We start from the raw sequence: 23,107 nt of genomic DNA on the forward strand, positions 1-23,107 counted from the left end.
CCTACGGCATGGATGGTCGCAGATGACCAGCCGCCGTTTTTTAGGGCTCGGGTATCTGGCACCCTATATCATCGGGTTGCTGGTGTTCACCTTGGTGCCGTTTCTGGCGTCGCTGTACCTTAGCTTTACCGATTATAACCTGATGTCCGCGCCAACGTGGACGGGTTTGGAAAACTACATCGACCTATTCACCAATGACCGCACGTTCCGCCGTTCGCTGACCGTCACGTTGATCTATGTGTTCACGACCGTGCCGCTGAAATTGGCCTTTGCGTTGTTCATCGCATACATCCTGAACTATCGTCTGCGGGGCATCAATTTCTTTAGAACGGCGTTTTATGTGCCGTCTATTCTGGGCGGTTCTATCGCGATCGCGGTCCTGTGGCGCTATATCTTTGCGACCAACGGTCTGGTGAATATGGGGCTGGTTGGGCTGGGGTTTGAACCCGTCAACTGGTTCGGCGACCCGACCAACGCGCTGTTCACGATCACTTTGCTACGTTGCTGGCAATTCGGGTCGGCGATGGTGATTTTTCTGGCCGCGCTGCAGTCCATCGACAAATCCCTGTACGAAGCCGCATCCATCGACGGCGCAACGAAATTCACCAGCTTTGTGTTTATCACCATCCCGCTGCTGACGCCTGTGATTTTCTTTAACCTTATCATGCAGATGGTTCAGGCATTTCAGGAATTCAACGGCCCCTACATCATCACGCAGGGCGGACCGCTGAAATCCACCTATCTGCTGCCCCTTTATATCTACGACGAAGCCTTCAAACGGTTCGACATGGGTTACGCATCGGCCATCGCTTGGGTGCTGTTCGTGATCATCATGGCGCTGACCCTGATCGCATTCTGGTCGTCGAAAAAATGGGTGTTCTACGCTGGCGACAAGCGGAGCTAACAAAATGACTGACACAACAATCGACACCGCCCGCCTTCAGGCCCGCAAACGCATCCGCAATGCCCGCATCAGCGCCTTTTTCCGCTATGTTGTGCTGCTTGCCGTGGGTTTGGTGATGCTGTACCCGCTAATCTGGCTGGTCGGGGCATCGTTCAAAACCAACAATGAAATCTTTGCCAACCCAGGGTTCATGCCGCAAAATCCGACGCTGGATGGCTATATCGAAGGCTGGAAAACATCGACGCCGTATACGTTTGGCACGTTTTTTCTGAACAGTTTCAAAATCATCCTGCCAAAGGTGATTGGAACCGTCATCAGCTGCACGTTTGTTGCCTACGGCTTTGCACGCTTTGATTTTCCGTTCAAAAAGATCCTGTTCGGGTCGGTCATCGCGATCTTGTTGCTGCCGAACGTGGTGACGCGCATCCCCCAATACATCCTGTTCCGTGATCTGGGATGGCTGGACAGTTTTCTACCGCTTTGGGTGCCATCGGCGCTGGCAGGGGACGCGTTCTTTGTCTTTATGCTGGTTCAATTCCTGCGCGCCATTCCCGGCGACATGGAAGAAGCCGCCCGCGTTGACGGCGCAAACAGCTGGCAAACCTTGTTATTCATCGTGGTCCCGATGTTGGCCCCTGCCCTGATTTCGGTCGCTCTGTTCCAATTCATGTGGACGATGAACGATTTCCTTGGGCCGCTGATCTACATCAGTTCGGTTGATAAATATCCCGTCAGCCTTGCCCTGAAACTGTCCATCGACACGACCGAAGCATTCGCATGGAACCGCATTCTAGCGATGTCGGTCCTGACCATCACACCTGCGCTGGCCGTTTTCTTTGCCGCTCAGAAATACTTCATCGAAGGGATCTCCGCCGGGGGGATCAAAGGATAAAATGGCACGTCTACAACTGCACAACCTTGAAAAAACCTACGGCAACGGGTTCCGCGCCGTTCACGGAATTAACCTCGATATCCAAGAGGGCGAATTCATGGTCTTTGTCGGCCCGTCGGGCTGCGCGAAATCCACCACGCTGCGCATGATCGCAGGGCTAGAGGACATCACAGGCGGCGAAGTTCGCATCGGTGACCGCATCGTCAACGACCTGCAACCAGGCAAACGCCACATCGCGATGGTGTTCCAGAACTACGCCCTGTACCCGCACATGAAGGTTCGTTCGAACCTGTCGTTCGGCCTGCGCCTGGCTGGCGTTCCCAAATCCGAACGCGAAAAAGCGGTCGAGGAAGTCGCACGCATTCTTGAAATCGAACCCTTGTTGGATCGTCTACCCAAACAGCTATCGGGCGGTCAGGCGCAGCGAGTCGCGTTGGGTCGCGCCCTGATCAAAAAGCCAGAGGTGTTCCTGTTCGACGAACCTTTGTCGAATTTGGACGCGAAACTGCGGGCCTCTATGCGGGTGCGGATCACCGACCTGCACCGCAGGCTAAAGGCCGAGGGTAAATCATCGACCGTCGTCTACGTCACCCACGACCAGACCGAAGCCATGACCATGGGCGACCGTATTTGCGTCATGCAGTCGGGCAACATCATGCAGGTCGCAACGCCCAAAGAATTATACGATGCGCCTGCGAATTTGTTCGTCGCTGGGTTTATCGGCATGCCGGAAATGAATCTGGTGAACGGCCGCATTGATGGCACGTCTTTCCACACGTCGACCCAATCGATCAGCCTGCCCGATCACGTATTGGCGCGCCTGTCAGTTAAACCGGAAAACGCCGTTCTAGGCATCCGCCCTCAGCACCTGAAACTGTCGCAAACGGGCCTGTTTGCGCGGCTAAAGAACGTCGAATTTATGGGCCACGAGGTCTACCTGTATGCCGATCTGGACGGGACCGAAATCGTCTGCGTCGTCACCACCGCCGAATATGACGCGATGGATGCAAACGCCGATACGATCCGCGTTCTGCCTGACCCAACCCGCATTCATATTTTTGATCAAGACAGCGGCGCAAACGTGTCCCTGCCCGATCAGCCCTGATTTTTCGGAAAATAGAGGAGGAGTTCCGAGATGAAGACCCTAATGACCACAGCCGCATTGGCCCTATGCGCGTCAGGCGCAATGGCCGAAGACCTACGCATGTCATGGTGGGGCGGCGACAGCCGTCATACCGCAACCCAAGCCGCATTGGAAATCTGCGGCGAAAAACACGGCCACACCATTTCGCCTGAATTCACAGGCTTTGACGGCTATCTGGAAAAACTGACCACCCAAATGGCCGGCGGCACCGAAGCCGATCTGGTTCAGGTCAACTGGCCTTGGCTTCCGCTATTTTCCCGCAACGGCGACGGTTTTCTTGACCTGAACACCGTGTCGGATACCATTGACCTGTCGCAATGGACCCCAGAACAGCTGGCCGCCGTGACCGTGAACGGGCAACTGAACGGCCTGCCCCTATCGACCTCGGGCCGCGTGTTTTTCTTTAACATGACAACATTGGCCGAGGCAGGCATCGACGTTCCAACAACGTGGGACGAATTCTATGCCGCAGCCGAAACCCTGCGCAGCGTTAATGGCGATGACTACACGCTGTTCAATGCGGTCAAAGAAACGGCTCAGCTATTGGTGACCCTGTCGGTCGTTCAGAAAACCGGCAAAGATCTGGTCGATCCAGAAACCAACCGCGTTGCCTGGACCGTCGACGAATTGGCCGCAGGCATCGAATTCTACGGACATCTGGTCGAAATCAAAGCGATCCGTTCCATGCAAGAGGACGCAGCCGCAGGCAACGTGAACCTTTTCGAAAAACCCGAATGGGCCCAAGGTATGATCGCAGGGTCCTACGAATGGGATTCCACCTATAACAAATACGCAGGTCCCCTGAACGAAGGTCAGGTATTGCAGGCGGTCAATCCGATCCGTTTCGATGATGCGGTTGTCGATGGCATCTATGCAAAACCGTCAATGTTCTTTGCCATTTCGGCCAATTCTGAACACCCACAAGCTGCGGCAGAAATCCTGAACTGTCTATTGACCGAAGCGGAAGGCATTGACGCATTGGGCGATACGCGCGGCCTGCCGGCATCTGCGGTTGCGGTTGCGCGTTTGACCGACAGCGGCGCGATTGATCCGAATGTGGTTGCCGCGAACGCGATCGTCATGTCTGCGACCGGACCTACGATTTCCCCTTTCAACGAACACCCAGAGGTCCGCGGCACATTCATCGATACGCTAGAAGAATATGCCTATGGCCTGATCTCTGCTGAAGACGCGGCAGAGATCATCATTGAGAGCACGAATGGCGTTCTAAACGGTTTCGACAGCTAAATCCAAAAGGCCTGCGGCAAAATTGGTCGCAGGTCATTCTTTCATAGGTTTTAAATGACCCTGCTTTACCTCACTGCGCATTCCGCGCGGACGATATCATTTTGCCTGCCCGTTGACGGTGCCAAATACCACCTGCCATCGGCTATGGATTGGCAGCTAAATGATTTGCGCGGTCAAACACAGACCGTTGTGACGACAGTGGACGGTTTGGAACCCGACACAGAGTACCACCTGATCGTTGGCGATCACGAATTGAAATTCAGAACGCCCGCATGTTCTGGACTGGTTCGCATAGACGACCACGGTGCATGCGCGGGCGGACACGACATTGCAGACCGCGCTGCGGCGAACGCCCGCGCTTTTACCCGTGCGATTGCCGCAACGCCGCCAGGTGGAACTGTTTTGATACCAGAAGGGCGATGGGTTTGTGGACCTGTTGCTTTACGCTCTGATCTAACCGTTTTGCTACGCGGCGATGTGATTGCCCCAGCCGACCGTAGCGACTGGCCCATCCTGCCAGCCCACAGCCATAACGGAAAAATGTTGGGCAGTTGGGAAGGTCTACCCGAAAATTGCTTTGCTGCGCCGCTATATGCGGTTGGCGCTAAAAATCTAACCATCACAGGGCTGGGAACAATCGACGGCGGCGGCGACAGAGGTGACTGGTGGAATTGGCCAAAGGAAAAACGCGAAAACGCCCGCCGTCCACGTGGATTGCATTTAATCAATTGCACGAACACCCAGCTATTCGGTTTTTCGATATCCAATGCCCCCAGCTGGACGATCCATCCGCAGGGCTGCCACAATTTAACAGTTTGCGATCTACACATTCGCGCCCCACATGACAGCCCCAACACCGACGGCTGCAATCCCGAAATGTGTCAGGACATAAACATTGTTGGCGTTCGTTTTTCCGTGGGCGATGACTGCATCGCGATAAAAGCAGGCAAACGCGGCCCATCAGGGGAATCCGATCATCTGTCCGCTACCAGACGGGTTTCCATCCGCCACTGCCTAATGGAGCGCGGTCATGGCGGCGTCGTATTGGGCTCTGAAATGAGTGGCGACATCACAGACGTAAATATATCTCATTGCGACATGATCGGAACCGATCGTGGTTTACGGGTCAAAACACGCAGGGGCCGTGGCGGGCGGATAGATCGAATTACCTTTGCAAATGTTGATATGCGCGGGGTCGATACGGCGTTCAGTGCGAACGCATTTTACCATTGCGACATGGACGGCCACGATACGTGGGTCCAATCGCGCAGCCCTGCAAACGTAGATGAAACCACCCCTCAAATCGGTGAAATCAGGATCGAAGACGTCACAATCTGTGATCTGTCCCACGCTTTGGGCGCGTTCATCGGCCTACCCGAAGCCCCGATTGGCCCAATCATTTTGCGCCGCGTTTCTGTTCTGTCTTACGCAAATGACGCAAAGGCGGCGCCAGCGGTCATGGCAGACAACATTCGCCCCATGGTCCACGCCGGCGTTGCATCAGAATTCGCGCGGGTAGACGCCGCACCAGATATCCAGATCGAACAAGGCGGCATGACGATCCACCCCGAAAGGACAACGAAATGACCCTTTATGACTACTTTGAAGCGTATGCCGCAGATTATGCGCCATACAAAGGGGGCCGCTGGTGCTATGAAGACGGGCTTTTGTACCTTGCCTTGGCGCGACTGCATCACACAACAGGCGACGATCGTTGGCTATCGCACCTCATACGCCTAACAGACGCACAAATATCGGCCGAAGGTGCTATTCTGGGCTATGACGTCGATGAATATAATATCGATAACATTCTGTCCGGCAGGTGCCTGTTTTATCTGGCCAAACACGTTGACACCGCGCGCTATATGTCTGCGGCCCAACAGTTGATGACGCAATTGCAGTCCCATCCAAGGCTAACCACGGGCAATTACTGGCACAAACAACGATATCCACACCAAGTTTGGTTGGATGGACTGTTTATGGCGCTGCCTTTTCAGGTCGAATTTGGCCTAATGATCGGTGACAATGCATTGATAGACGACGCGATCGACCAGTTGCGTTGCGCCTTGGCGCTTACCCAAACTCCAGAAGGTCTGTACGTACACGGGTATGACCACAGCCATAATCAAACGTGGTCAAATCCTGAAAACGGGCAATCACCGGCCGTTTGGGCGCGGGCCGTTGGTTGGCTCGCCATGGCGCTGGTGGATTTGGTGGATCTATTGGGGGATGACCCCCGCAGTCCAAAACGCGAAGCCACGCGTTTGATGAATACCATCACCGCACAACAGCGTGACAGTGGGCTATGGCAACAAGTCATGGCGATGCCAGACCTCCCCGGCAATTACGAAGAATCTTCTGCTTCTGCGATGTTCGCATACGCCCTAATGAAATCAGCGCGACTGGGGCTGACCCAAACAGCGGATGCAGGCAAACGCGCATTTGATGCGCTTTGTACGAACAAACTGTGTGTTATCGACGGACGAAAACAGTTCGATGACGTCTGCTGCGTTGCTGGTTTGGGCGGTTTTGATGGTGATTATCGCGACGGGACACCCGCCTATTACCTGTCAGAGGCGATTAAGCCCGATGACATCAAAGGCGTCGGGCCTTTAGCCTATGCATTGTGCGAAGCCGAAATGAAATCAGCCAAAGCAACCCCAATTTCAGCGGTGTTATCAGCGTCCAAATGAACACCATCAATCGGACTGGCCGTTGCGACTTGGCCCGCATCAAAAAATTGCGTCCCCAAATCGTCGGCCAGTCTATGATACAGATCGGACAACCGCCGAGTTTCGGAAATAGAGCGCCCGCCGCCTGTAATACCATCAGGTCCGATAACGCATGGCGGGGGCGCGACGACGATAATGTCTGGGATCGCCCCGATCTCTCGGTAATCATGACTGCGGACAATATCGACCAGTTTGCGCATACCCGCTGCAGCTCCTTCCGCAGTGCCACAGATTGTCGGCTTTAGATCGTTCGTGCCCAGCATAATGATGACAATATCCAACGGGCTGTGAGATTGCAGTAAAACCGGCAAAACCCGCGATCCATTCCGATCACAGGGCCCTGTTTCGTCATCATAGATGGTCGTTCTACCACCCAACCCTTCGGATACGACTTCGACCTGCAACCGACTAGACAGAACATTCGGCCACAGGCAACGCGCGTCATGACGCGATCCATCAACGGGATTATGGCCCCAAGTTAAACTATCACCAAAGGCCAAAATCCGTTTCATTTTAATTCCCTCATTGGTAGCAGCGCACCGCGATGGCCGATCACACGAACTGCCGTTTGATGTGCGGCGCGGGCGGCAGGTACCGGCATTTGCCCCGTCAGACGCGCCGCCATGTAGGCCCCGTTAAAACTATCCCCAGCGCCGGTTGTGTCTACGGGCTTTGTGGGTTTGCCCAGATCAATTTGGTCGTAAGATCCGTTATGGTAGGTGACCATCATTGCCCCGCCATTCTTTATCACAATCTCTTGGGCGCCTAGATCGGCATAGCGTTTGGCAGTGTCCATTGGGGTTTGATCGCCGAAAAATTCGGCTTCGTCTTCAAAACTTGGCAAAATAACCGAAGCTCGCTGCGCGGCATCGGTCACGGCTTGTCGCATTGTTGGGATATCAGGCCACAGCTTTGGCCGCAGGTTCGGATCGAACACAACGATGGTGCCCTGTAGCGCGTCCCATAAATTATCGCGGCCCTTTGGCGACAAAATACCCAAGGTTATCCCTGACAGATACACATAGTCTGCATCTTGAACGGCCAATCTGATATCACTGGGGTCATCCGCCAATGTGCGGGCCGCGGAATCGTCGCGCCAATAGGTGAAACTGCGCTCGCCATCGTTCAGGTCGATCATGTACAACCCAACACCGCGCACAGGATGGCGCCTGATATATTTGGTTCCGATGCCTGCATTTTGCATAAAATCGATCATGCGGTCCGAAACAGGATCCTGACCAACACAGGTGACGTAATCCACATCACATTCCGGCAAAAGAGCCCGCGCATACCACGCCGTATTGAACGTGTCGCCCGCATAACCCGACCGCCACAGTTCATCACCAGCGCCTGACAATTCCACCATACATTCGCCGATGGAAACGATCCGCATCACGCCCACCGATCAAAGCCAAAGAAATCTTGGGGATTAGTCACCAATACCCGTTCCAAAGCATCCACAGGAACCCAGCCCAAAACAGTGTCCAGCAACGCACCATCATCTGGGTAATCGGATGTCGTTTTCGCCAAATTATGTGGCCAGTTGGTGCCCCATAGAACACGTTCAGGCGCATGGCGTACAATCTGCCGCGCTACATCTGCAACGTCCGCAAAATCGGGCCCGCCCAAGGTCGAGCTTTCATAACAGCCCGCGAATTTAAACCACACATTTCCTGTGTCGATCAGCCGTTTGATTACATCGATATGTTGCTGTGTTGCGCCGCCGAAAATTTTAGCATGGTGATCCAGAACCCAACGGGATTTGATGCCCATGAGCTGCGGCTCTAAATCTGGCAAATGAGTGCCGTCAAATTGCACAGCCATGGCCCAACCTGCCGCATTCGCGCGGTCATCAACGTTGGCCAAGGATTGCAGCCCGACCGCACCACCCGGTAAATCCATGATCCGCGCGCCGACAATTCCGCCGTCGGTTAAACGCTTCAGTTCAGCGTCCGATTCATCGCCGCGGATGACGGCCACGCCCCGCGCGATATCGCCCAGTTCGGCCAAAGCCGCCAGTAGACAGGCATTATCCGCCTGATGTGCGTTGCCTTGGGTGACGACGACGCGGTCAATGCCCAACCAATCCATCACCTGACGATACATGTCTGCCGTTGGCAAAGGCGCAGCCGGCAATCCAGGACCACCATCAACCGCTGGAAACCCATCGACATAAACATGGGTTTGGGTATCAATCGCGCCCGCTGGCAAAACGATGCGCGGCGCAGCGCCCGATAGTTTTCTGTCGATCATCAGTCGTCCCCCATCGCGAATTCGCGCAATGCGTCGCGGTTAATTTCAATCCCCAGCCCCGCGCCTGTTGGCACAGCCACCACACCGTTTTCGTGTTCAATCGGCGTGGTCAAAACGGCCTGACGGAACGGGTTATGCGTGCGGTCAAATTCCATAATCGGATCGACCGGATTGGGCCGTACGGGCGAAGGCACCATCGCCGACATAAACTGCAACGCTGCCGCGATTTGCACGCCCGTACCCCACACATGCGGCACAACGCGCACCCCATGGACCGACGCCAGATCGGCCACCCTTTTGCCTTCGGTGAAACCGCCGACACCGCAGATATCAGGTTGCGCAATGTCGATCACGCGCCGCGCCAATGGCTCGGCAAAGCCCCAGCGTGTATGCCACGTTTCTCCGCCCGCAACAGGGATCGGTTGGCGCGCACGAACGTCAGAATAGGCCGACAGTTGTTCGGGGACGACCGGTTCTTCGAACCAATCGATATCGTAATCGGCGGCTTTGTTCCCCAAACGCACGGCATCGACCACATCGTAACCGTGGTTCGCATCGATCATCAGGCGCATGTCATCGCCCATCACGTCACGAACCGCGCGGATGACGCGCAAATCTTCGTCCACGTCGAAACCGATCTTGATCTTGGCGGCGTGGAAACCTGCGGCCTTGTGGCCCTCCATTTCGGCGGCATTATCGGCCACGCGGTCAACGCCGTCACGTTTGAAACTGCCCGTCGCATAGGCACGCACCGTTTCGCGGAAACGTCCGCCCAGCAGGGTCGCAACGGACTGCCCCAATGTTTTTCCTTTGATATCCCACAGCGCGATATCAATGCCCGACAGCGCAGTGACCGTCAGCCCGCGCTGCCCCTGATCGCGCAGCGCGTTATAGCAGGTCGCCCATATCTTTTCGGTCTCTAGCGGGTTTTGCCCGATCAACCAATTCCGATATGTCGCCACCACCGAGGCATTCGCCCGCGCAGGCCCAAGGCATTCGCCCCATCCGATCGTTCCGTCGTCGCAGATCACCTCGACCAGGACATGCTGGCGGCGGTCGAACCGCATCGACGCGCTTTCAAACGGGACTTTTAGCCTGTGCTCTAAAAGGTGGGTTTTTACCTCGGTGATTTTCATTGGCGGCCTCAGGCGGGGTTTGCGTCGATGATTTGTTGCAAGATAGCCTCTTCTTCTTTGGTCAAATCGTCCAGAGGCGCGCGCACGGCGCCCGCATCAAATCCGGCCAAACGAACGCCCGCTTTGATCGCGGACACGGCGTACCCTTTGCGGCGGGACCGTAGATCCATGAACGGATAAAAGAAACCTTTCAGGATGTCTTCGCAAGTGGTGCGATCCCCTGCCCGTAGCGCGTTATAGAATTTGTTCGCCAGCGCAGGGACAAAGTTGAAAACCGCCGACGAATAGGTGGTGAAGCCAGCACCCAAATACGCCTCGGCGAATAGTTCGGCGGTTGGCATGCCGCCCAGATAGGTCAAACGGTCGCCCATTTTCGCGGTGATCTGGCGCACAAGACCGATGTCGCCTGTGCCGTCTTTAAAACCGACCAAATTCGGGCATTCGTCACACAGACGCGCCAGCGTGTCGGCCTGCAAAACAGCGTTGTCACGGTTATAAACCATCACACCGAAATCGACCGATTGGCAAACGGTTTTGACGTGGTTGTACAGGCCCTCTTGGGGGGCATCGATCAGGTAATGGGGCAACAACAGAATGCCGTCCGCGCCGACCTTTTGAACCGATTGCGCAATTTCCACGGCCATATCAGTGCCGTAACCACAGCCCGAAACGATTGCGGTTTTGCCTGCGGATTCTTTGGCCGATTGCACAATCGTCGGAATTTCCGATGGCGTCAGAGAGAAAAATTCCCCCGTTCCGCCTGCCGCGAATAACACCGGCGCGTCATAGCCCGCCAGCCATTCGATGTGTTTTTGATAGCTGCCAGACTGAAATTTCCCGTCCGCATCGAAATGGGTGACGGGGAAAGACAACAGGCCGGAACCCAGCGCGGTTTTCATCTCTAATGGGGTCATCATCGTGGGTACTCCTAGTAATCAGACCAGATCATCCGGCAGGACGTCTGCTGGAATGTTTTGATAACAAACGGGGCGCAGGAACCGGCGGATGGACAGGGTTCCGACCGAAGTTGCGCCAAAGTTGGTGGATGCGGGGTATGGGCCGCCGTGGACCATCGTGTCGGACACCTCGACGCCAGTGGGGAAACCGTTAGCCAGCACGCGGCCGGCCTTGCGTTCCAGAACAGGCAGCAGGCGACGGGCATCAGTTGCGTCGGCGTCGTCCATGTGGATCGTGCAGGTTAGCTGACCCACCAGACTGCGGGCGATGGCGTCCATTTCATCGACGCTATCCACGGTCACAATCAAACCCAGAGGGCCAAAGACTTCTTCGGCTAGAACGTGGTTTTCGATCCAGTCGGCGCCCGACACGCGGAACAAATACGGGGTCGCATTGCGCAGATCGCAGGTCGTCGTCAGCACATCGCGCACACCCGCCCCTGCGGCCACGCGGTCGCGGCCATCGCGATAGGCGGCGGCGATGCCATCGGTCAGCATGGTTTGCGCACCGATTGGTTCCAGCGCCTGCGCTGCCGCGGCGGCAAAATCATCGGCCTGATCTGCCAAAACCACGGCGATACCTGGGTTCGTACAGAATTGCCCCGCGCCCATCGTCAACGATGCGGCCCAGCCTGCGGCGATATCCGCGCCGCGATTGGATCCTGCGTTTGGCAGGATGAACATCGGGTTCACGCTGCCCAATTCGCCAAAGAACGGGATCGGTTCAGGGCGCTGCGCACATAGATCAAACAGCGCGCGGCCACCCGCCAGCGATCCGGTAAAGCCGACGGCCTTGATCAACGGATGCTGGACCAACGCCGTGCCGACGTCACGTTTGCCGCCTTGGATCAGGCTAAAGACGCCCGTGTGCAAACCGCATTTCTTGACTGCCGCGTGGATCGCCTCGGCCACGATTTCGCTGGTGCCGGGATGGGCGCTGTGGCCTTTGACAACGACAGGACAACCCGCCGCCAGCGCCGCCGCCGTGTCTCCGCCCGCCGTCGAAAACGCCAAAGGGAAATTCGACGCGCCAAAAACAGCCACAGGGCCAATCGGGCGTTGCATCATCCGCAAATCATGGCGCGGCAGGGGCGCGCGATCAGGCAATGCCGCGTCATAGCGGCGGTCCAGATAATCGCCTGCCGCGATGTGTGACGCGAACAGGCGCAGCTGACCCGTGGTGCGGCCGCGTTCGCCGATCAGGCGCGCCTCTGGCAGGCCAGTTTCCTGACTGCCGATCTGCGTGATCGCATCGCCGCGCGCATCGATTTCGTCCGCAATCGCGTTCAAAAACGCGGCGCGTTCAGCGCGGGTCGAATAGCCAAAGGACCAAAACGCGTCCTCGGCAGCGGCGCAGGCGCGATTGACAAGATCAACGGTGCCAACGCTAAAATCATGGGCAGGGCCATGCGCAGGTTCAGACGCAAACACCGCGTCCGACGATACCCATTCCCCAGCAATCAGGTGTTTTCCATGTGGTGTGAAGGTCATCATATGTCCTTTCAGGCAAGACGCCTTGGTTCGGTGCCGAAGGCCCCGTTTTGTGGGTTCAAATTGTGTGGACCTATCAGTCCTTGATAATAGGATCGGCAGTGAACATGCCGCCCTGCCACAAAACGTCAGGCGCATCGGCCGGACGGGGCGGCAGTTTTTCGACCTCTTCGCGGTAGATTTCGCTGTCGTCTTTGGGCGACCAACCCAGCCAATTGACGTGGGAATTATCCCACCAACCGCAGGCATTGGCCGACGCGCCCCAAATCACAGGGCAGCCCAATTTCGGCACAGCAAAGATGCGTTCCATCAGCGAACAGAAATCATCATAGCTGAACCAAGTCGCCATCATGCGGCGGTCAACAGGGCGTTCGAAACAGGATCCGATGCGCACCAGAGCCGTTTCTTGGCCGAATTTGGCGTGGTACATTTGGGCGACAGCTTCGCCGAATACTTTTGATATACCGTACCAGCCGTCGGGGCGGGTGGGCATGTCGGCGGTCAAACGTTGGTCTTGGGGGTAGTACCCAATCGTGTGGTTTGAACTGGCGAAAACGATGCGGGGCATGCCGTTGGTGCGGGCGGCCTCGTACAGGTTGTGAACGCCGCGCAGGTTGCCAGATTCAATCAGGTCATAGGTCCGTTCGACTGACACGCCGCCCAGATGCAGAATACCGTCGCAACCCTGCACCAATTTTTCGACAGCATCGTAATCGGCCAAATCGCATTGAATGACCTCTTCGTTTGGACCGGCTGGGTCCATTGGCGCGACATCGCTAAGGCGGATCGTGTCGGCCAAATGGGCCAGACGTTTGCGCGCCATTTTCCCCACATTGCCCGCAGCACCTGTGATCAATAGTCGTTTCATCGGTTACTCCATCAGGCTAGGCAGGAACATCGAAAACGCGGGAACATAGGTCACCAGCATCAACGCTGCCAGAATTGCGATATAAAATGGCCAGATCGTTTTGACGGCCTGTTCGATACGAACCTTGCCAACAACACAGCCCACGAACAAGCAGGCTCCGACGGGCGGGGTGCACAGACCCAAACCAAGGTTCATCATCAGGATCACGCCAAACTGGATCGGGTCCATGCCCAAGCCAATCACGATCGGCAGGAAAATCGGGGTACAGATCAGGATCAGCGCGGCCATGTCCATGATCATGCCCAAAATCAGCAAGATGACGTTGATCATCAGCAGGATGATGATCGGGTTGTCGCTGATGCTGGTGACTGTATCAGCCAGCAATTCGGGCACGCGGTACAGCGCCAAAAGATAACTGAACGCCGACGCTGTCGCGACCAATAGCATAACCAGCGCCGTCGTCCGAACCGAAGTCAGAACCGCCCGTTTGAACGCAGGCCACGTCAGTTCGCGATAGACAAACAGGGTGACAAGGAACGCCCAGATCGCGCCAAACGCACCGGATTCAGTGACCGTCATAACGCCCGAAAGCACTCCGCCAACGATAATCACAGCGGTCATCAATCCAGGCAAAGCCGCGACGGTAGCGATCAACAGCGCCTTGAACCCTGGGAATTGTTCGGCGGGATATCCACGGCGCACGGCAACCCAATAGGCCACGATAGCCAGACAGACACACATCAACATCCCCGGCACGATGCCTGCAATGAACAGCTGCGACACAGACATGCCGCCAGCCGCGACCGCGAACAGGATCATGTTGTGGCTGGGCGGGATCACGACGCCAGCAACAGCGGACGTCACGGTGACGTTTACGGCGTAGTCGGGATCATACCCTTTGTCTTTCATCACTGGGATCAGGATCGACCCCAGCGCAGAGGTATCCGCCACGGCAGAGCCTGAGATACCGCCAAACAGCATGGACGACAGCACGTTCACCACGCCCAAACCGCCGCGGATCGATCCCACCGCAGATGCAGCCAGACGTACCAAACGGTTCGCGATGCCGCCTTGCATCATCAGTTCGCCCGCAAAGATAAAGAACGGGATCGCAAGTAGCGAAAACACCGACACGCCCGACAGAACGCGCTGAAACCCGATGAACAGGGGCAGGCCTTCGTAGATGAACCCGCATACGGCGGCCAAACCCAGCGCAAAGGCCACAGGCATGCCGACCAGCAGGCCCAGAAAAAAGATACCGAATAGAATGGACAGGCCCATCTAGATTTCTCCTGTCAGTTTGAATTCGCCACGGGCCAATTCGCCCAGATGGTAGATGGAAAAAATTACTGTCTGCACGCCGCAGATCGCCATGGGGACCGCGCGCCAGCCTTCGTTTACGCCCAGCATCGGGACAATACGGGGCCACGTTTTCAGGGCCAAAGTATACCCCTGCCACGCCAGGAATCCGCCAAACACCAGAACGCCAATCACCGCCAGCCAACGCATTGGAATGCGCAGCACATCAGGGAACATTTCGCGGATAAAATCGATGGACAGGTGGCTTTTGTACCAAACGCCTGCGCCCGCCCCCAAAAAGGTGATCCAGACGACCAGCAACAGCGCCAATTGTTCGACCCAAGTCGGCGTATCGTTCAAAACGTATCGACCAAAAACCAGCCAGCCAAAGATCACGATCAGCGTCACCAGCTGAACGCCGGCGATGACCAAACTGCCGTAGGCAATAGCGTTTAGCGCGCGATAGATCGGCCCTTTTGTTTCGGTATCAGCGGTCAACGTGCGTCTCCTTTTGGATGGCGGGCCGATCGAACGGCCCGCCAGATCACATTATTCAGTTGCCTGAATGTCATTGATCAGCTGTTCCAGTTCAGGATGCGCCGCGATGAAATTCGCATAGATCGGCTGCATTGCAGATTGGAACGCGGCAGGATCAGCGACGTCGTTGATCTGAACGCCTGCTTCTTCAACCTTTGTACGGCTGGCCTCTTCGCGTTCTGCCCACAGGTCGCGTTGGATTTCTGCGGCTTCTTGCGCTGCGGCCTGAATGGCGGCTTTATCTTCTTCGCTGACGCCTTCCCACACGGACGCGGCGACGCACAGGCATTCTGGGATGATCAGGTGGTTCGATTTCGAATAATACCCTGCAACCTCGTAATGGCCCGAGCTTTCGAACGAAGGATAGTTGTTTTCAGCGCCATCAATCACGCCGGTTTGCAGCGATTGGTACACCTCGCCATAGGCCATCGGGGTCGCGTTACCGCCCAGCTGTTCAACCATCTGCACGTACAGATCGTTGTTCATCACGCGGAATTTCAGGCCGTCCATGTCGGCAGGCGTCACGATTGGGCGCGACGTGTTGTAGAAACTGCGCGAACCGCTATCGAACCACGACAGGGCAACAATGCCTGCTTCGCTTAACGCATCCGAAAATTGCTGGCCCACATCGCCGTCCATTGCGGCGTGCATCTGGTCAATGTCGCGGAAAATGAACGGCAGCGACAAAACGTTGGTTGCCGGAACGATTTCGCCCATTGGGCCCATGTTGAAATTCGCCCATTCCAAAGCGCCCGCGCGCACCTGTTCGATCGCGTCAGGCTGCGAACCCAAGATGCCGTTTGCATAAACGGTTGGGGTGATGCGGCCTTCGGTGACTTCTGCAACTTTGTCGGCGAATGCCTGCATTGCCACGGTGTTCGGGTAATCCTCTGGGTGAATCGCCCAACCGCGCCAGCTATCAGCCTGTGCAACAGTCGCGCATGCCATCGCAATTGCGGATACCGCGCTAAGTTTAAAAATCTGTGTCATATGGTCTCCTCCCTTGGCGCGTTGTCACGCCCATGGAAAGTTGTATGACAAATTATCACACCAATCGTCAAGTGATATTACAAGAACGCCAAATTACCCACTATACTCCTGTAATATCATGATTATTCATGTTCGAAGGTTCGTTAAGAGCGAATTTAATTCGGAATTTATTACTACATTAATCCCGATTCCAGCTAGGTTGTATGATGAATGTGGAGATTGTTCGGACCAGAATCCGCTACGCCGAAAACAGGAAAATGCCCGCAACAACCAACATCGCCAAAAATGCCGTCAGGGCTCCGATCATCGCGACCGACGTGCCCCCGACCTGTCGCAATTCCTGAATGGACGTTTTCATGCCCACCGCCGCCACCGCGGTTAACAAACAGGCCCGAGAAATCTGGCCCAGACCGTCGCTGACGACCGATGGGATAAGGTGAAATGAATTCAGCAACACCAAAGCGAAAAATACGATTACAAAACCCGGGACAAACGGCGGACGCGCGCCATGCTGCGTTGCATTTCGAAAAAACAACGCCCCAACGAAAACGACAGGCGCCAGCATTGTGACCCGAAACAATTTGACCAAGGTCGCCACATCGCCCGTTGCATCAGACATGGAAAACCCTGCACCAACGACTTGGGCCACATCGTGGATTGTGCCGCCCAAAAAGATGCCCGCCTGATTAACGTCCATCCCCATTGCGGTCGCCAAAATGGGATACAGGATCATGGCTATCGTTGACGCCACAGTCACCGTCACCACAACAAAGGTCAGGTCGGTTTCGCTTTTGTCGTGTTTGGGCAGGAACGCGGCGATCGCCAGCGCGGCCGACGCCCCACATATCGCCACAGCGCCGCCCGCCAAAAACCCAAAGGCCCGATCACGCCCGAACATCGAAGATGATAGAATGCCCGCCAATATGGTCGCGACCACGGACACCGCAATGACGGCGACAAAGGCCGGTCCGATGTTGGCGAACAAATCAATGCTCACGCGGACGCCGAGCAGCGCAACGCCAATTCGCAAAACCATACGGGACGCGAATTGTATCCCCGCCGATGTTCGCGGTTCGGTCGATAGGAACTGAAACGGGATTCCCAGCAAAATCGCCATAAGCATCGCCGGCGCGCCGTAGTGATCGGACAGGAACTGCGCCGCCATCGCGACCAGCCCTGCCATCAACAAACCCGGCCCGATTGCGCGCAATTTTTCGGTGATTAGTAGCATGCCAATCCGTTGTCTTTGCGGAATAGATACAAAGACATAGGCTCTGCCGACAAACGAATTGTTTCACCGATTTTCACGCTTGTCTGCCCCGACTGGTGGACGGTCACGACGCTGCCATTCTGCAGTTCGCCAAACACGTAGCTTTCTGATCCCAGCTGTTCGACCTCGGTCACTGTGGCCGCCATGGGGCCCGCCTCATCAATCCCCAGATCACGGGGGCGGACGCCCAATTCAACCTGATCGCCGTTTTGAATGCCCTGCCGTGCGGGCCCAATGTTCAACGCCGATCCGTCATTCAAAACCGCACGACCATCCGTTATGTGAGCATCAACAAAATTCATCGCAGGCGATCCGATGAACCCCGCGACGAACCTGTTCACAGGGCGATTGAACAGATCCAAAGGCGTGCCGAATTGTTCCACACGCCCCGCGCGTAGAACCGCGATTTTATCGGCCATTGTCATCGCTTCGACCTGATCATGGGTGACGTAGATCATCGTATTGCCCAAACGACGGTGCAGATTGGCGATTTCGCGGCGCATGTTTACGCGCAATTCCGCATCCAGATTGGACAGCGGTTCATCGAACAAAAACACCTTTGGTTCGCGCACAACCGCACGGCCAATCGCGACCCGTTGACGTTGGCCGCCAGACAATTGACCAGGGCGACGATCCAGATAGTCTTCGATCTGCAGCATCCGCGCGGCATCAGAAACACGGCTGGCGATTTCGGCCTTTGGCGTGTTCAGATTTTCCAGCCCAAAGCTTAGATTTTTGCGCACCGACATATGCGGGTATAGCGCGTAGGATTGAAACACCATGGCCAGCCCGCGCTGCGCGGCAGGCACATGATTTACCACGTCGCCGTCGATGCGGACTTCGCCGTCAGTGATGGATTCCAGACCCGAAATCATCCGCAGCAAGGTCGATTTTCCGCACCCCGAAGGCCCAACAAACACACAGAATTCACCCGAGGCGATTTCCATGTCGATGCCGTGGATCACCTCGACCGAGCCATAGTTTTTAACAACGTTCGAAAGAACAAGATTGGTCATTATTTCAACCCCGTGTTGGCGATGCCAGTCGTGATGTATTTTTGCAGGAACACGAAAACCAAAGTCGACGGCACAAGGCTGACCATGGTCATGGCTAGGCGATAGTGTTCTTGGCTTAGGTGTTCGCCGCGGAATTCAAGCAGGCATAATTGGATGGTGTACGCCTCTTTCGTGGTGGCGATGGCGACCAGCGGTAGGATCAAATCGTTCCAACGCCAGATCACCGACAGGATCGCCAAAGCCGCAATCGCAGGAAGGGCAAGCGGTAGAACAATCCGCCAGTACACTTTCCATTCGCTGGCGGCGTCCATGCGGGCGGCTTCGATCAATTCATCAGGGATCGACAGCATGTATTGGCGCAGTAGGAAAACGCCCGTGGGTGTCGCAGCGCCTGGAATGATGACGCCCCAAATCGAACCCGATAGCCCCGTTGCATAAACCGCTTTGAACACGCCGACCAAGGTGATCGTGGGCGGCACCATCAGCGTTGCCAAAATGACGACAAAGAACGCGATTTGACCGCGAAATTTGTATTTAGCCAGCGCAAAGGCCGCCATCGAATTGACAAGCAGTGTCAACACAGTCGCGATCACGGTCACCAAAACAGAGTTCGTGAAACAGGTGGCAAAGTTCACGTTCACGCCGAACGCTTGGCCCGTGATCGGGTCGGTAAAGTTTTCCCAGCTGGGGTCGAACACCCGACGCATGGTCACATCTGCGGTGTTCAATCGAACGACTTCGTCGGTCCGGTTATCGACGTAACGCGCGGGGGTGAAATCGCGGGTCGCTTTGAAATTCGAAATGCCGAATTCGGTTTGTTCGCCCGTTTCAGGGTCAGGGGCCTTCACCAGAATTTGCAGCGACACGCGCGCAGGTTCATAAGGGTCAAGGTTCAGGTATTCCGACAACAACCGGACCTGCTCAGAGTCTAATTCAACCAGAATTGCCGTCAGGTCGAATTCTGATTTGGCGCTGGTTGACATGGACGGATAGCGCAGCAGCCATTCAGGCAGATTTTCAGCCGCAATCATATCGCGCACCATCTGCGGAACTTGGTTCAAATGGGACCGCAGCGCGTATAGATCACGCCCCGAATAGCCATCCAAAAACGCGGCGACATCCTGCTGCGCCTTTTCGGCGTCGCTTAGATCGTTCCAATACAAAACCCACTGCGGCAGATCAGGGATAAAGAAGATCTGGTTTCCATCCGGAAACGCGACTGTTGCCCGCGCCACGTTTTCAAATGACGACGGCAGCAGCGATAGATCCTGTTTTTCCAACTGCGACGACGATTTCAGCGAATTCAGCGCCAGCCACGCGACAGGCAAAAGGATCAGCAAAACGCCCGACAGCAGATAGGCATAGGTCAGATAATCCAGCCAATTCGCCCGCTGACCGCCCGCTTTGCGCGTTAGAAAAGTGGTGACTGCGTTCATGTTTTGCTCGATTTCGAAGAAAGGTAAACCTGCATCAGCGACAGGAAGATCAACACGATCGCGACCAGCAACGACGCCATCGCCGCGATGCCCAGTCCGTTCGCCGTGGGTTGCCCCCGCAGGCCCGAGGTTTCAAAGATATAGGCAACTAGGGACGTCCAGCGCACCGACATGGCGTATAGCTCTTCGAATGCTTGGAACGCTTTGATCAGGGACAGGACAGTGACCACCAGCAACGTCGGCGCCAGCAGCGGTATCGTGATCCGTGTCAGTTGTCGCCACGCAGGTGTTCCGTCCATTTCGGCGGCCTCGTACACGTCACGGGGTATGGCCTGTAGGCCCGCCAGCAGGATCAACATATAAAACCCCAGATGCGCCCAAGTGTAGACGAACACGGACCAGAACATTGTCCAGCTAGGGTCAGTCAGCCATTGAATGGGTTCATCAATCCAGCCCCAGCCGGTCAACGTTTGGGACAATACGCCCTGACGTTTCAGGATCAGCGACCATAGGAACCCGACCACAACAGGCGACAGCATAACGGGATAGAAAAACACCGCCCGCCAGAACCCGCGCGCGACTATTTGGCGGTTCAACGCCAGCGCAGACACCAGCGCGATCACAATCATGATCGGCACCTGAAACACCACGAACGTTGCCGTGCTGTAGACAGCCGATAGGAATTTATCATCCTCTAGGTTCGGCGCACCTGTATCGATCTGCGTTTCCGCCAAAAGGCGGCGTAGGTTATCCAACCCCGCCCAGTCCCGATCAGAAAACAGGATGGATTGGCCTTCGGTCACCGAAAACCCAAGGTTGATGAACATCGGCGCAAAGGTAAAAGCGCCGAAAATCAACATGTTGGGCAGCAGGAATAGATATGGCAGACCTGTTGCGCCCGCCAACCGTTGGGTCAATTCAATCGGCCAGCCAACAACGCTGACGAACCGATCCCACACGGGGCCGGTCGGGCGCACTAGCGCCCAACCGATTATCAAATAGACCAACAGATATAGCGGCCAAGGGGCACCCGCAAATGCGGCGTGGAGCGCCTCAGTCATACGAATGCCTCCGCCGTTTATTCTGCGATTTTTGCGGCAACATCCGCGTCAATAGCAGCCAAAGCATCGTCCAACGACATTTCACCAGTGATCGCTTTGGTGATGTAGTCAGGCACAACACCATATATCACAAAGTTTTTCGAGTAGCCTTGGAACGTGTAGGCCTGCGGCGTGGTTTTCGCTGCGACGCCAGCATTCGCCGCAAAGACCGACAATGCTGCGGCAACAGCAGGGGACACATCCGCGTAATCAATACCGGATTCTTGTAGGCCCTGATGCGCAGTGATGTTTTTGGTCTGCGCAGCAAAGGATGCAGCGTTTTCCTCGCGAGCTAGGAAATCGATGAACATCGCTGCCGCCTCTGGCGCGTCGGTCGATTCAAACGCGACCACCGCCGCACCGCCTGGCATTGCGCCACATCCGCCGTCGCCACATGGGGCTGGAACGGCTTTCCAATCGAAATCGGTGATGTTGTCAGCGTAGCTATTGATCATCCACGATCCCGACATGTGCATTGCAACATCGCCCGACTGGAACAATGGGGCCGCGTTACGGTATTGGGTGCCTTCGCCTGCTGGCCAACCTTCGGCGGGCATTAGGCCGCTTTCGTGCCAGCCAACAAAGACTTCGGCGTATTTGCGGAACCCGTCATCGACCAAGATAGGGTTGCCAGCATCGTCAAAGAATTTCGCGCCATAGCTGAACGCAGGGCCTGCCCAGCGGTGCGCGGTGCGGTCCATCGCCAGACCTGCGGTGATGCCTGTGTTTTCTTTAACTTCCATCAGCGCGGCGGCCCAGTCATCCCAGGTCGCGCCTTCGCCTGGCATATCGACGCCGGCGTCGTCAAACAGCGACACGTTCACAAACGGGCCAGTCACGGTCAGCTGGGTCATCCAGCCGTAAATGCCCTGATCGTCACCACCCGGTGCGCGGAACCATGGCAGCGTCGCGCCATAGGCCGTTTCCCACGTGGCGCCATCCACATAAGGCGCAAGATCCAGATAGTACTGGTTCAAGCCGCCCAAATTGGTCACGCGCGCCACATCAGGGGCGGCATCCGTTTGCAACTGGTTTTCCAGCTGATCGCGGATCACGTCATAGCCAACGGTTTCCAGATTAACCGTGTGACCCGTTTCAGCGGTAAAAGCCGGTAGCATCTCCGCAATCACGTCACATTCGGTTGCATCCTGATAGCACAGGAAATCGATTTCATCTGCTGAAGCCGCACCAGCAACCAACGCGATCGCCATTGCGGTCGTCATCGTAAATTTGTTCATTGTTTCCTCCCGTTTATGATGGTTCGGGCCATTTCCAGCCCGCGCCGGTTTTTTCTACGGATACGCGCCCCCTCCTTTGGGCTTTACTGCGTGATCCGTGTCATTTTGCCTTGGTAAAAAGCCAAAGGATCGCCATCGTCGCGCACGGATGCGCGCAAAACGCGGCCTATGATGATGTCGTGGTCGCCTCCGTCATGAACGGCGTGGCGTGCGCATTCAAACCGCGCAAGGCACCCGTCCAACAGCGGCACACCGTGTTCGTTTTCGGTGAATTCAACGTGGTCCAGCGCATCCATGTCTTTGGCAACGGACCAGCATAAATCCTTTTGATCGGCCGACAGAATATGGATTGCAAAATGGTCAGCGCCCACGAAATACGGGAACCTGCGCGACGATTTTTGCGGCGCCCACAGAACCAGCGGCGGATCTAACGACACGGAACTAAAACTATTCGCCGTGATCGCAACGGGTCCATCCGCAGATCCAGCCGTCACAATAGTCACACCCGTCGCGAACTGCCCAAACGCATCGCGTAGACTGCGGTGGTTGGTCGTATCGGGCACAAAGCTGTGCATGGGTTCGGCTAACTGCAACATG

General features: G+C 56.0%; 22 protein-coding genes. 6 read left to right on the plus strand and 16 right to left on the minus strand.

From position 1 onward, the window contains the following. The first annotated feature begins 22 nt into the window (after window positions 1–22). The 6 genes from ACXAGA_RS12370 to ACXAGA_RS12395 are packed head-to-tail and all read left to right on the plus strand — an operon-like array spanning window position 23 to window position 6,881. Window positions 23–904: a carbohydrate ABC transporter permease gene (locus ACXAGA_RS12370; protein ID WP_475117786.1), complete on the plus strand. Its 882-nt coding sequence runs from the start codon at window positions 23–25 to the stop codon at window positions 902–904. A gap of 4 nt (window positions 905–908) precedes the next feature. After that, window positions 909–1,796: a carbohydrate ABC transporter permease gene (locus tag ACXAGA_RS12375; protein ID WP_475117787.1), complete on the plus strand. Its 888-nt coding sequence runs from the start codon at window positions 909–911 to the stop codon at window positions 1,794–1,796. A gap of 1 nt (window position 1,797) precedes the next feature. Continuing rightward, window positions 1,798–2,901 carry an ABC transporter ATP-binding protein gene (locus ACXAGA_RS12380; protein WP_475117788.1) on the plus strand — a complete coding sequence of 368 codons (1,104 nt, stop codon included), beginning with the start codon at window positions 1,798–1,800 and terminating at the stop codon, window positions 2,899–2,901. Window positions 2,902–2,931: 30 nt separating this feature from the next. Further along, the gene (locus tag ACXAGA_RS12385; protein ID WP_475117789.1) at window positions 2,932–4,188 is read left to right on the plus strand and encodes an ABC transporter substrate-binding protein; all 1,257 of its coding nucleotides are present in this window, start codon (window positions 2,932–2,934) and stop codon (window positions 4,186–4,188) included. 54 nt (window positions 4,189–4,242) lie between these two features. Continuing rightward, window positions 4,243–5,775 (plus strand): polygalacturonase PglA, encoded by a 1,533-nt coding sequence (gene pglA / locus ACXAGA_RS12390; RefSeq protein WP_475117790.1) that lies wholly within the window; start codon window positions 4,243–4,245, stop codon window positions 5,773–5,775. Further along, window positions 5,772–6,881, plus strand: coding sequence for a glycoside hydrolase family 88/105 protein (locus ACXAGA_RS12395; protein WP_475117791.1), 1,110 nt, complete (start codon window positions 5,772–5,774; stop codon window positions 6,879–6,881). The genes pglA and ACXAGA_RS12395 overlap by 4 nt, the downstream gene beginning before the upstream one ends. On the opposite strand, the gene ACXAGA_RS12400 is transcribed toward ACXAGA_RS12395, so the two are convergent. From ACXAGA_RS12400 to ACXAGA_RS12475, 16 genes are all read right to left on the minus strand, one after another. Further along, window positions 6,806–7,432 (minus strand): SGNH/GDSL hydrolase family protein, encoded by a 627-nt coding sequence (locus tag ACXAGA_RS12400; protein WP_475117792.1) that lies wholly within the window; start codon window positions 7,430–7,432, stop codon window positions 6,806–6,808. The genes ACXAGA_RS12395 and ACXAGA_RS12400 overlap by 76 nt on opposite strands. Continuing rightward, complete coding sequence (locus ACXAGA_RS12405) at window positions 7,429–8,313, minus strand: sugar kinase (protein ID WP_475117793.1); 885 nt, start codon at window positions 8,311–8,313, stop codon at window positions 7,429–7,431. The genes ACXAGA_RS12400 and ACXAGA_RS12405 overlap by 4 nt, the downstream gene beginning before the upstream one ends. Continuing rightward, window positions 8,313–9,173, minus strand: a complete 861-nt coding sequence (locus ACXAGA_RS12410) for an amidohydrolase family protein (RefSeq protein WP_475117794.1) — start codon at window positions 9,171–9,173, stop codon at window positions 8,313–8,315. The genes ACXAGA_RS12405 and ACXAGA_RS12410 overlap by 1 nt, the downstream gene beginning before the upstream one ends. Then, window positions 9,173–10,309 (minus strand): mandelate racemase/muconate lactonizing enzyme family protein, encoded by a 1,137-nt coding sequence (locus ACXAGA_RS12415; protein WP_475117795.1) that lies wholly within the window; start codon window positions 10,307–10,309, stop codon window positions 9,173–9,175. The genes ACXAGA_RS12410 and ACXAGA_RS12415 overlap by 1 nt, the downstream gene beginning before the upstream one ends. An 8-nt stretch (window positions 10,310–10,317) precedes the next feature. After that, a complete protein-coding gene (gene kdgD, locus ACXAGA_RS12420) occupies window positions 10,318–11,223 on the minus strand; it encodes a 5-dehydro-4-deoxyglucarate dehydratase (RefSeq protein WP_475117829.1) in 906 nt (301 codons plus the stop codon). Window positions 11,224–11,244: 21 nt separating this feature from the next. Continuing rightward, a complete protein-coding gene (locus ACXAGA_RS12425) occupies window positions 11,245–12,756 on the minus strand; it encodes an aldehyde dehydrogenase (NADP(+)) (protein ID WP_475117830.1) in 1,512 nt (503 codons plus the stop codon). Between the two features lie 76 nt (window positions 12,757–12,832). Further along, window positions 12,833–13,624, minus strand: coding sequence for an NAD-dependent epimerase/dehydratase family protein (locus ACXAGA_RS12430; protein ID WP_475117796.1), 792 nt, complete (start codon window positions 13,622–13,624; stop codon window positions 12,833–12,835). 3 nt (window positions 13,625–13,627) lie between these two features. Then, window positions 13,628–14,905 carry a TRAP transporter large permease gene (locus tag ACXAGA_RS12435; RefSeq protein WP_475117797.1) on the minus strand — a complete coding sequence of 426 codons (1,278 nt, stop codon included), beginning with the start codon at window positions 14,903–14,905 and terminating at the stop codon, window positions 13,628–13,630. Next, a complete protein-coding gene (locus ACXAGA_RS12440; protein WP_475117798.1) occupies window positions 14,906–15,421 on the minus strand; it encodes a TRAP transporter small permease in 516 nt (171 codons plus the stop codon). A gap of 51 nt (window positions 15,422–15,472) precedes the next feature. Beyond that, the gene (locus ACXAGA_RS12445; RefSeq protein ID WP_475117799.1) at window positions 15,473–16,450 is read right to left on the minus strand and encodes a TRAP transporter substrate-binding protein; all 978 of its coding nucleotides are present in this window, start codon (window positions 16,448–16,450) and stop codon (window positions 15,473–15,475) included. Window positions 16,451–16,688: 238 nt separating this feature from the next. After that, window positions 16,689–17,681 (minus strand): YeiH family protein, encoded by a 993-nt coding sequence (locus tag ACXAGA_RS12450; protein WP_475117800.1) that lies wholly within the window; start codon window positions 17,679–17,681, stop codon window positions 16,689–16,691. After that, the gene (locus ACXAGA_RS12455) at window positions 17,672–18,736 is read right to left on the minus strand and encodes an ABC transporter ATP-binding protein (protein ID WP_475117801.1); all 1,065 of its coding nucleotides are present in this window, start codon (window positions 18,734–18,736) and stop codon (window positions 17,672–17,674) included. Before ACXAGA_RS12455 ends, ACXAGA_RS12450 begins: the two co-directional genes overlap by 10 nt. Next, window positions 18,736–20,172: a carbohydrate ABC transporter permease gene (locus tag ACXAGA_RS12460; RefSeq protein WP_475117802.1), complete on the minus strand. Its 1,437-nt coding sequence runs from the start codon at window positions 20,170–20,172 to the stop codon at window positions 18,736–18,738. Before ACXAGA_RS12460 ends, ACXAGA_RS12455 begins: the two co-directional genes overlap by 1 nt. Next, window positions 20,169–21,233 (minus strand): carbohydrate ABC transporter permease, encoded by a 1,065-nt coding sequence (locus ACXAGA_RS12465; protein WP_475117803.1) that lies wholly within the window; start codon window positions 21,231–21,233, stop codon window positions 20,169–20,171. The genes ACXAGA_RS12460 and ACXAGA_RS12465 overlap by 4 nt, the downstream gene beginning before the upstream one ends. A gap of 17 nt (window positions 21,234–21,250) precedes the next feature. Then, window positions 21,251–22,510 (minus strand): ABC transporter substrate-binding protein, encoded by a 1,260-nt coding sequence (locus tag ACXAGA_RS12470; RefSeq protein WP_475117804.1) that lies wholly within the window; start codon window positions 22,508–22,510, stop codon window positions 21,251–21,253. Between the two features lie 83 nt (window positions 22,511–22,593). Next, on the minus strand, window positions 22,594–23,106 hold the full coding sequence (locus tag ACXAGA_RS12475; RefSeq protein ID WP_475117805.1) for a flavin reductase family protein: 513 nt from the start codon (window positions 23,104–23,106) through the stop codon (window positions 22,594–22,596). Window position 23,107 lies beyond the last annotated feature (1 nt).

The organism is Marivivens sp. ABH4_498, from assembly GCF_056160585.1.

Bases quoted from the DNA above. Each gene is read 5' to 3' on its own strand.
- ACXAGA_RS12370 (WP_475117786.1), top strand. From the start codon at position 23: ATGACCAGCCGCCGTTTTTTAGGGCTCGGGTATCTGGCACCCTATATC.
- ACXAGA_RS12375 (WP_475117787.1), top strand. From the start codon at position 909: ATGACTGACACAACAATCGACACCGCCCGCCTTCAGGCCCGCAAACGC.
- ACXAGA_RS12380 (WP_475117788.1), top strand. From the start codon at position 1,798: ATGGCACGTCTACAACTGCACAACCTTGAAAAAACCTACGGCAACGGG.
- ACXAGA_RS12385 (WP_475117789.1), top strand. From the start codon at position 2,932: ATGAAGACCCTAATGACCACAGCCGCATTGGCCCTATGCGCGTCAGGC.
- pglA (WP_475117790.1), top strand. From the start codon at position 4,243: ATGACCCTGCTTTACCTCACTGCGCATTCCGCGCGGACGATATCATTT.
- ACXAGA_RS12395 (WP_475117791.1), top strand. From the start codon at position 5,772: ATGACCCTTTATGACTACTTTGAAGCGTATGCCGCAGATTATGCGCCA.
- ACXAGA_RS12400 (WP_475117792.1), bottom strand. From the start codon at position 7,432: ATGAAACGGATTTTGGCCTTTGGTGATAGTTTAACTTGGGGCCATAAT.
- ACXAGA_RS12405 (WP_475117793.1), bottom strand. From the start codon at position 8,313: ATGCGGATCGTTTCCATCGGCGAATGTATGGTGGAATTGTCAGGCGCT.
- ACXAGA_RS12410 (WP_475117794.1), bottom strand. From the start codon at position 9,173: ATGATCGACAGAAAACTATCGGGCGCTGCGCCGCGCATCGTTTTGCCA.
- ACXAGA_RS12415 (WP_475117795.1), bottom strand. From the start codon at position 10,309: ATGAAAATCACCGAGGTAAAAACCCACCTTTTAGAGCACAGGCTAAAA.
- kdgD (WP_475117829.1), bottom strand. From the start codon at position 11,223: ATGACCCCATTAGAGATGAAAACCGCGCTGGGTTCCGGCCTGTTGTCT.
- ACXAGA_RS12425 (WP_475117830.1), bottom strand. From the start codon at position 12,756: ATGACCTTCACACCACATGGAAAACACCTGATTGCTGGGGAATGGGTA.
- ACXAGA_RS12430 (WP_475117796.1), bottom strand. From the start codon at position 13,624: ATGAAACGACTATTGATCACAGGTGCTGCGGGCAATGTGGGGAAAATG.
- ACXAGA_RS12435 (WP_475117797.1), bottom strand. From the start codon at position 14,905: ATGGGCCTGTCCATTCTATTCGGTATCTTTTTTCTGGGCCTGCTGGTC.
- ACXAGA_RS12445 (WP_475117799.1), bottom strand. From the start codon at position 16,450: ATGACACAGATTTTTAAACTTAGCGCGGTATCCGCAATTGCGATGGCA.
- ACXAGA_RS12450 (WP_475117800.1), bottom strand. From the start codon at position 17,681: ATGCTACTAATCACCGAAAAATTGCGCGCAATCGGGCCGGGTTTGTTG.
- ACXAGA_RS12455 (WP_475117801.1), bottom strand. From the start codon at position 18,736: ATGACCAATCTTGTTCTTTCGAACGTTGTTAAAAACTATGGCTCGGTC.
- ACXAGA_RS12460 (WP_475117802.1), bottom strand. From the start codon at position 20,172: ATGAACGCAGTCACCACTTTTCTAACGCGCAAAGCGGGCGGTCAGCGG.
- ACXAGA_RS12465 (WP_475117803.1), bottom strand. From the start codon at position 21,233: ATGACTGAGGCGCTCCACGCCGCATTTGCGGGTGCCCCTTGGCCGCTA.
- ACXAGA_RS12470 (WP_475117804.1), bottom strand. From the start codon at position 22,510: ATGAACAAATTTACGATGACGACCGCAATGGCGATCGCGTTGGTTGCT.
- ACXAGA_RS12475 (WP_475117805.1), bottom strand. From the start codon at position 23,106: ATGTTGCAGTTAGCCGAACCCATGCACAGCTTTGTGCCCGATACGACC.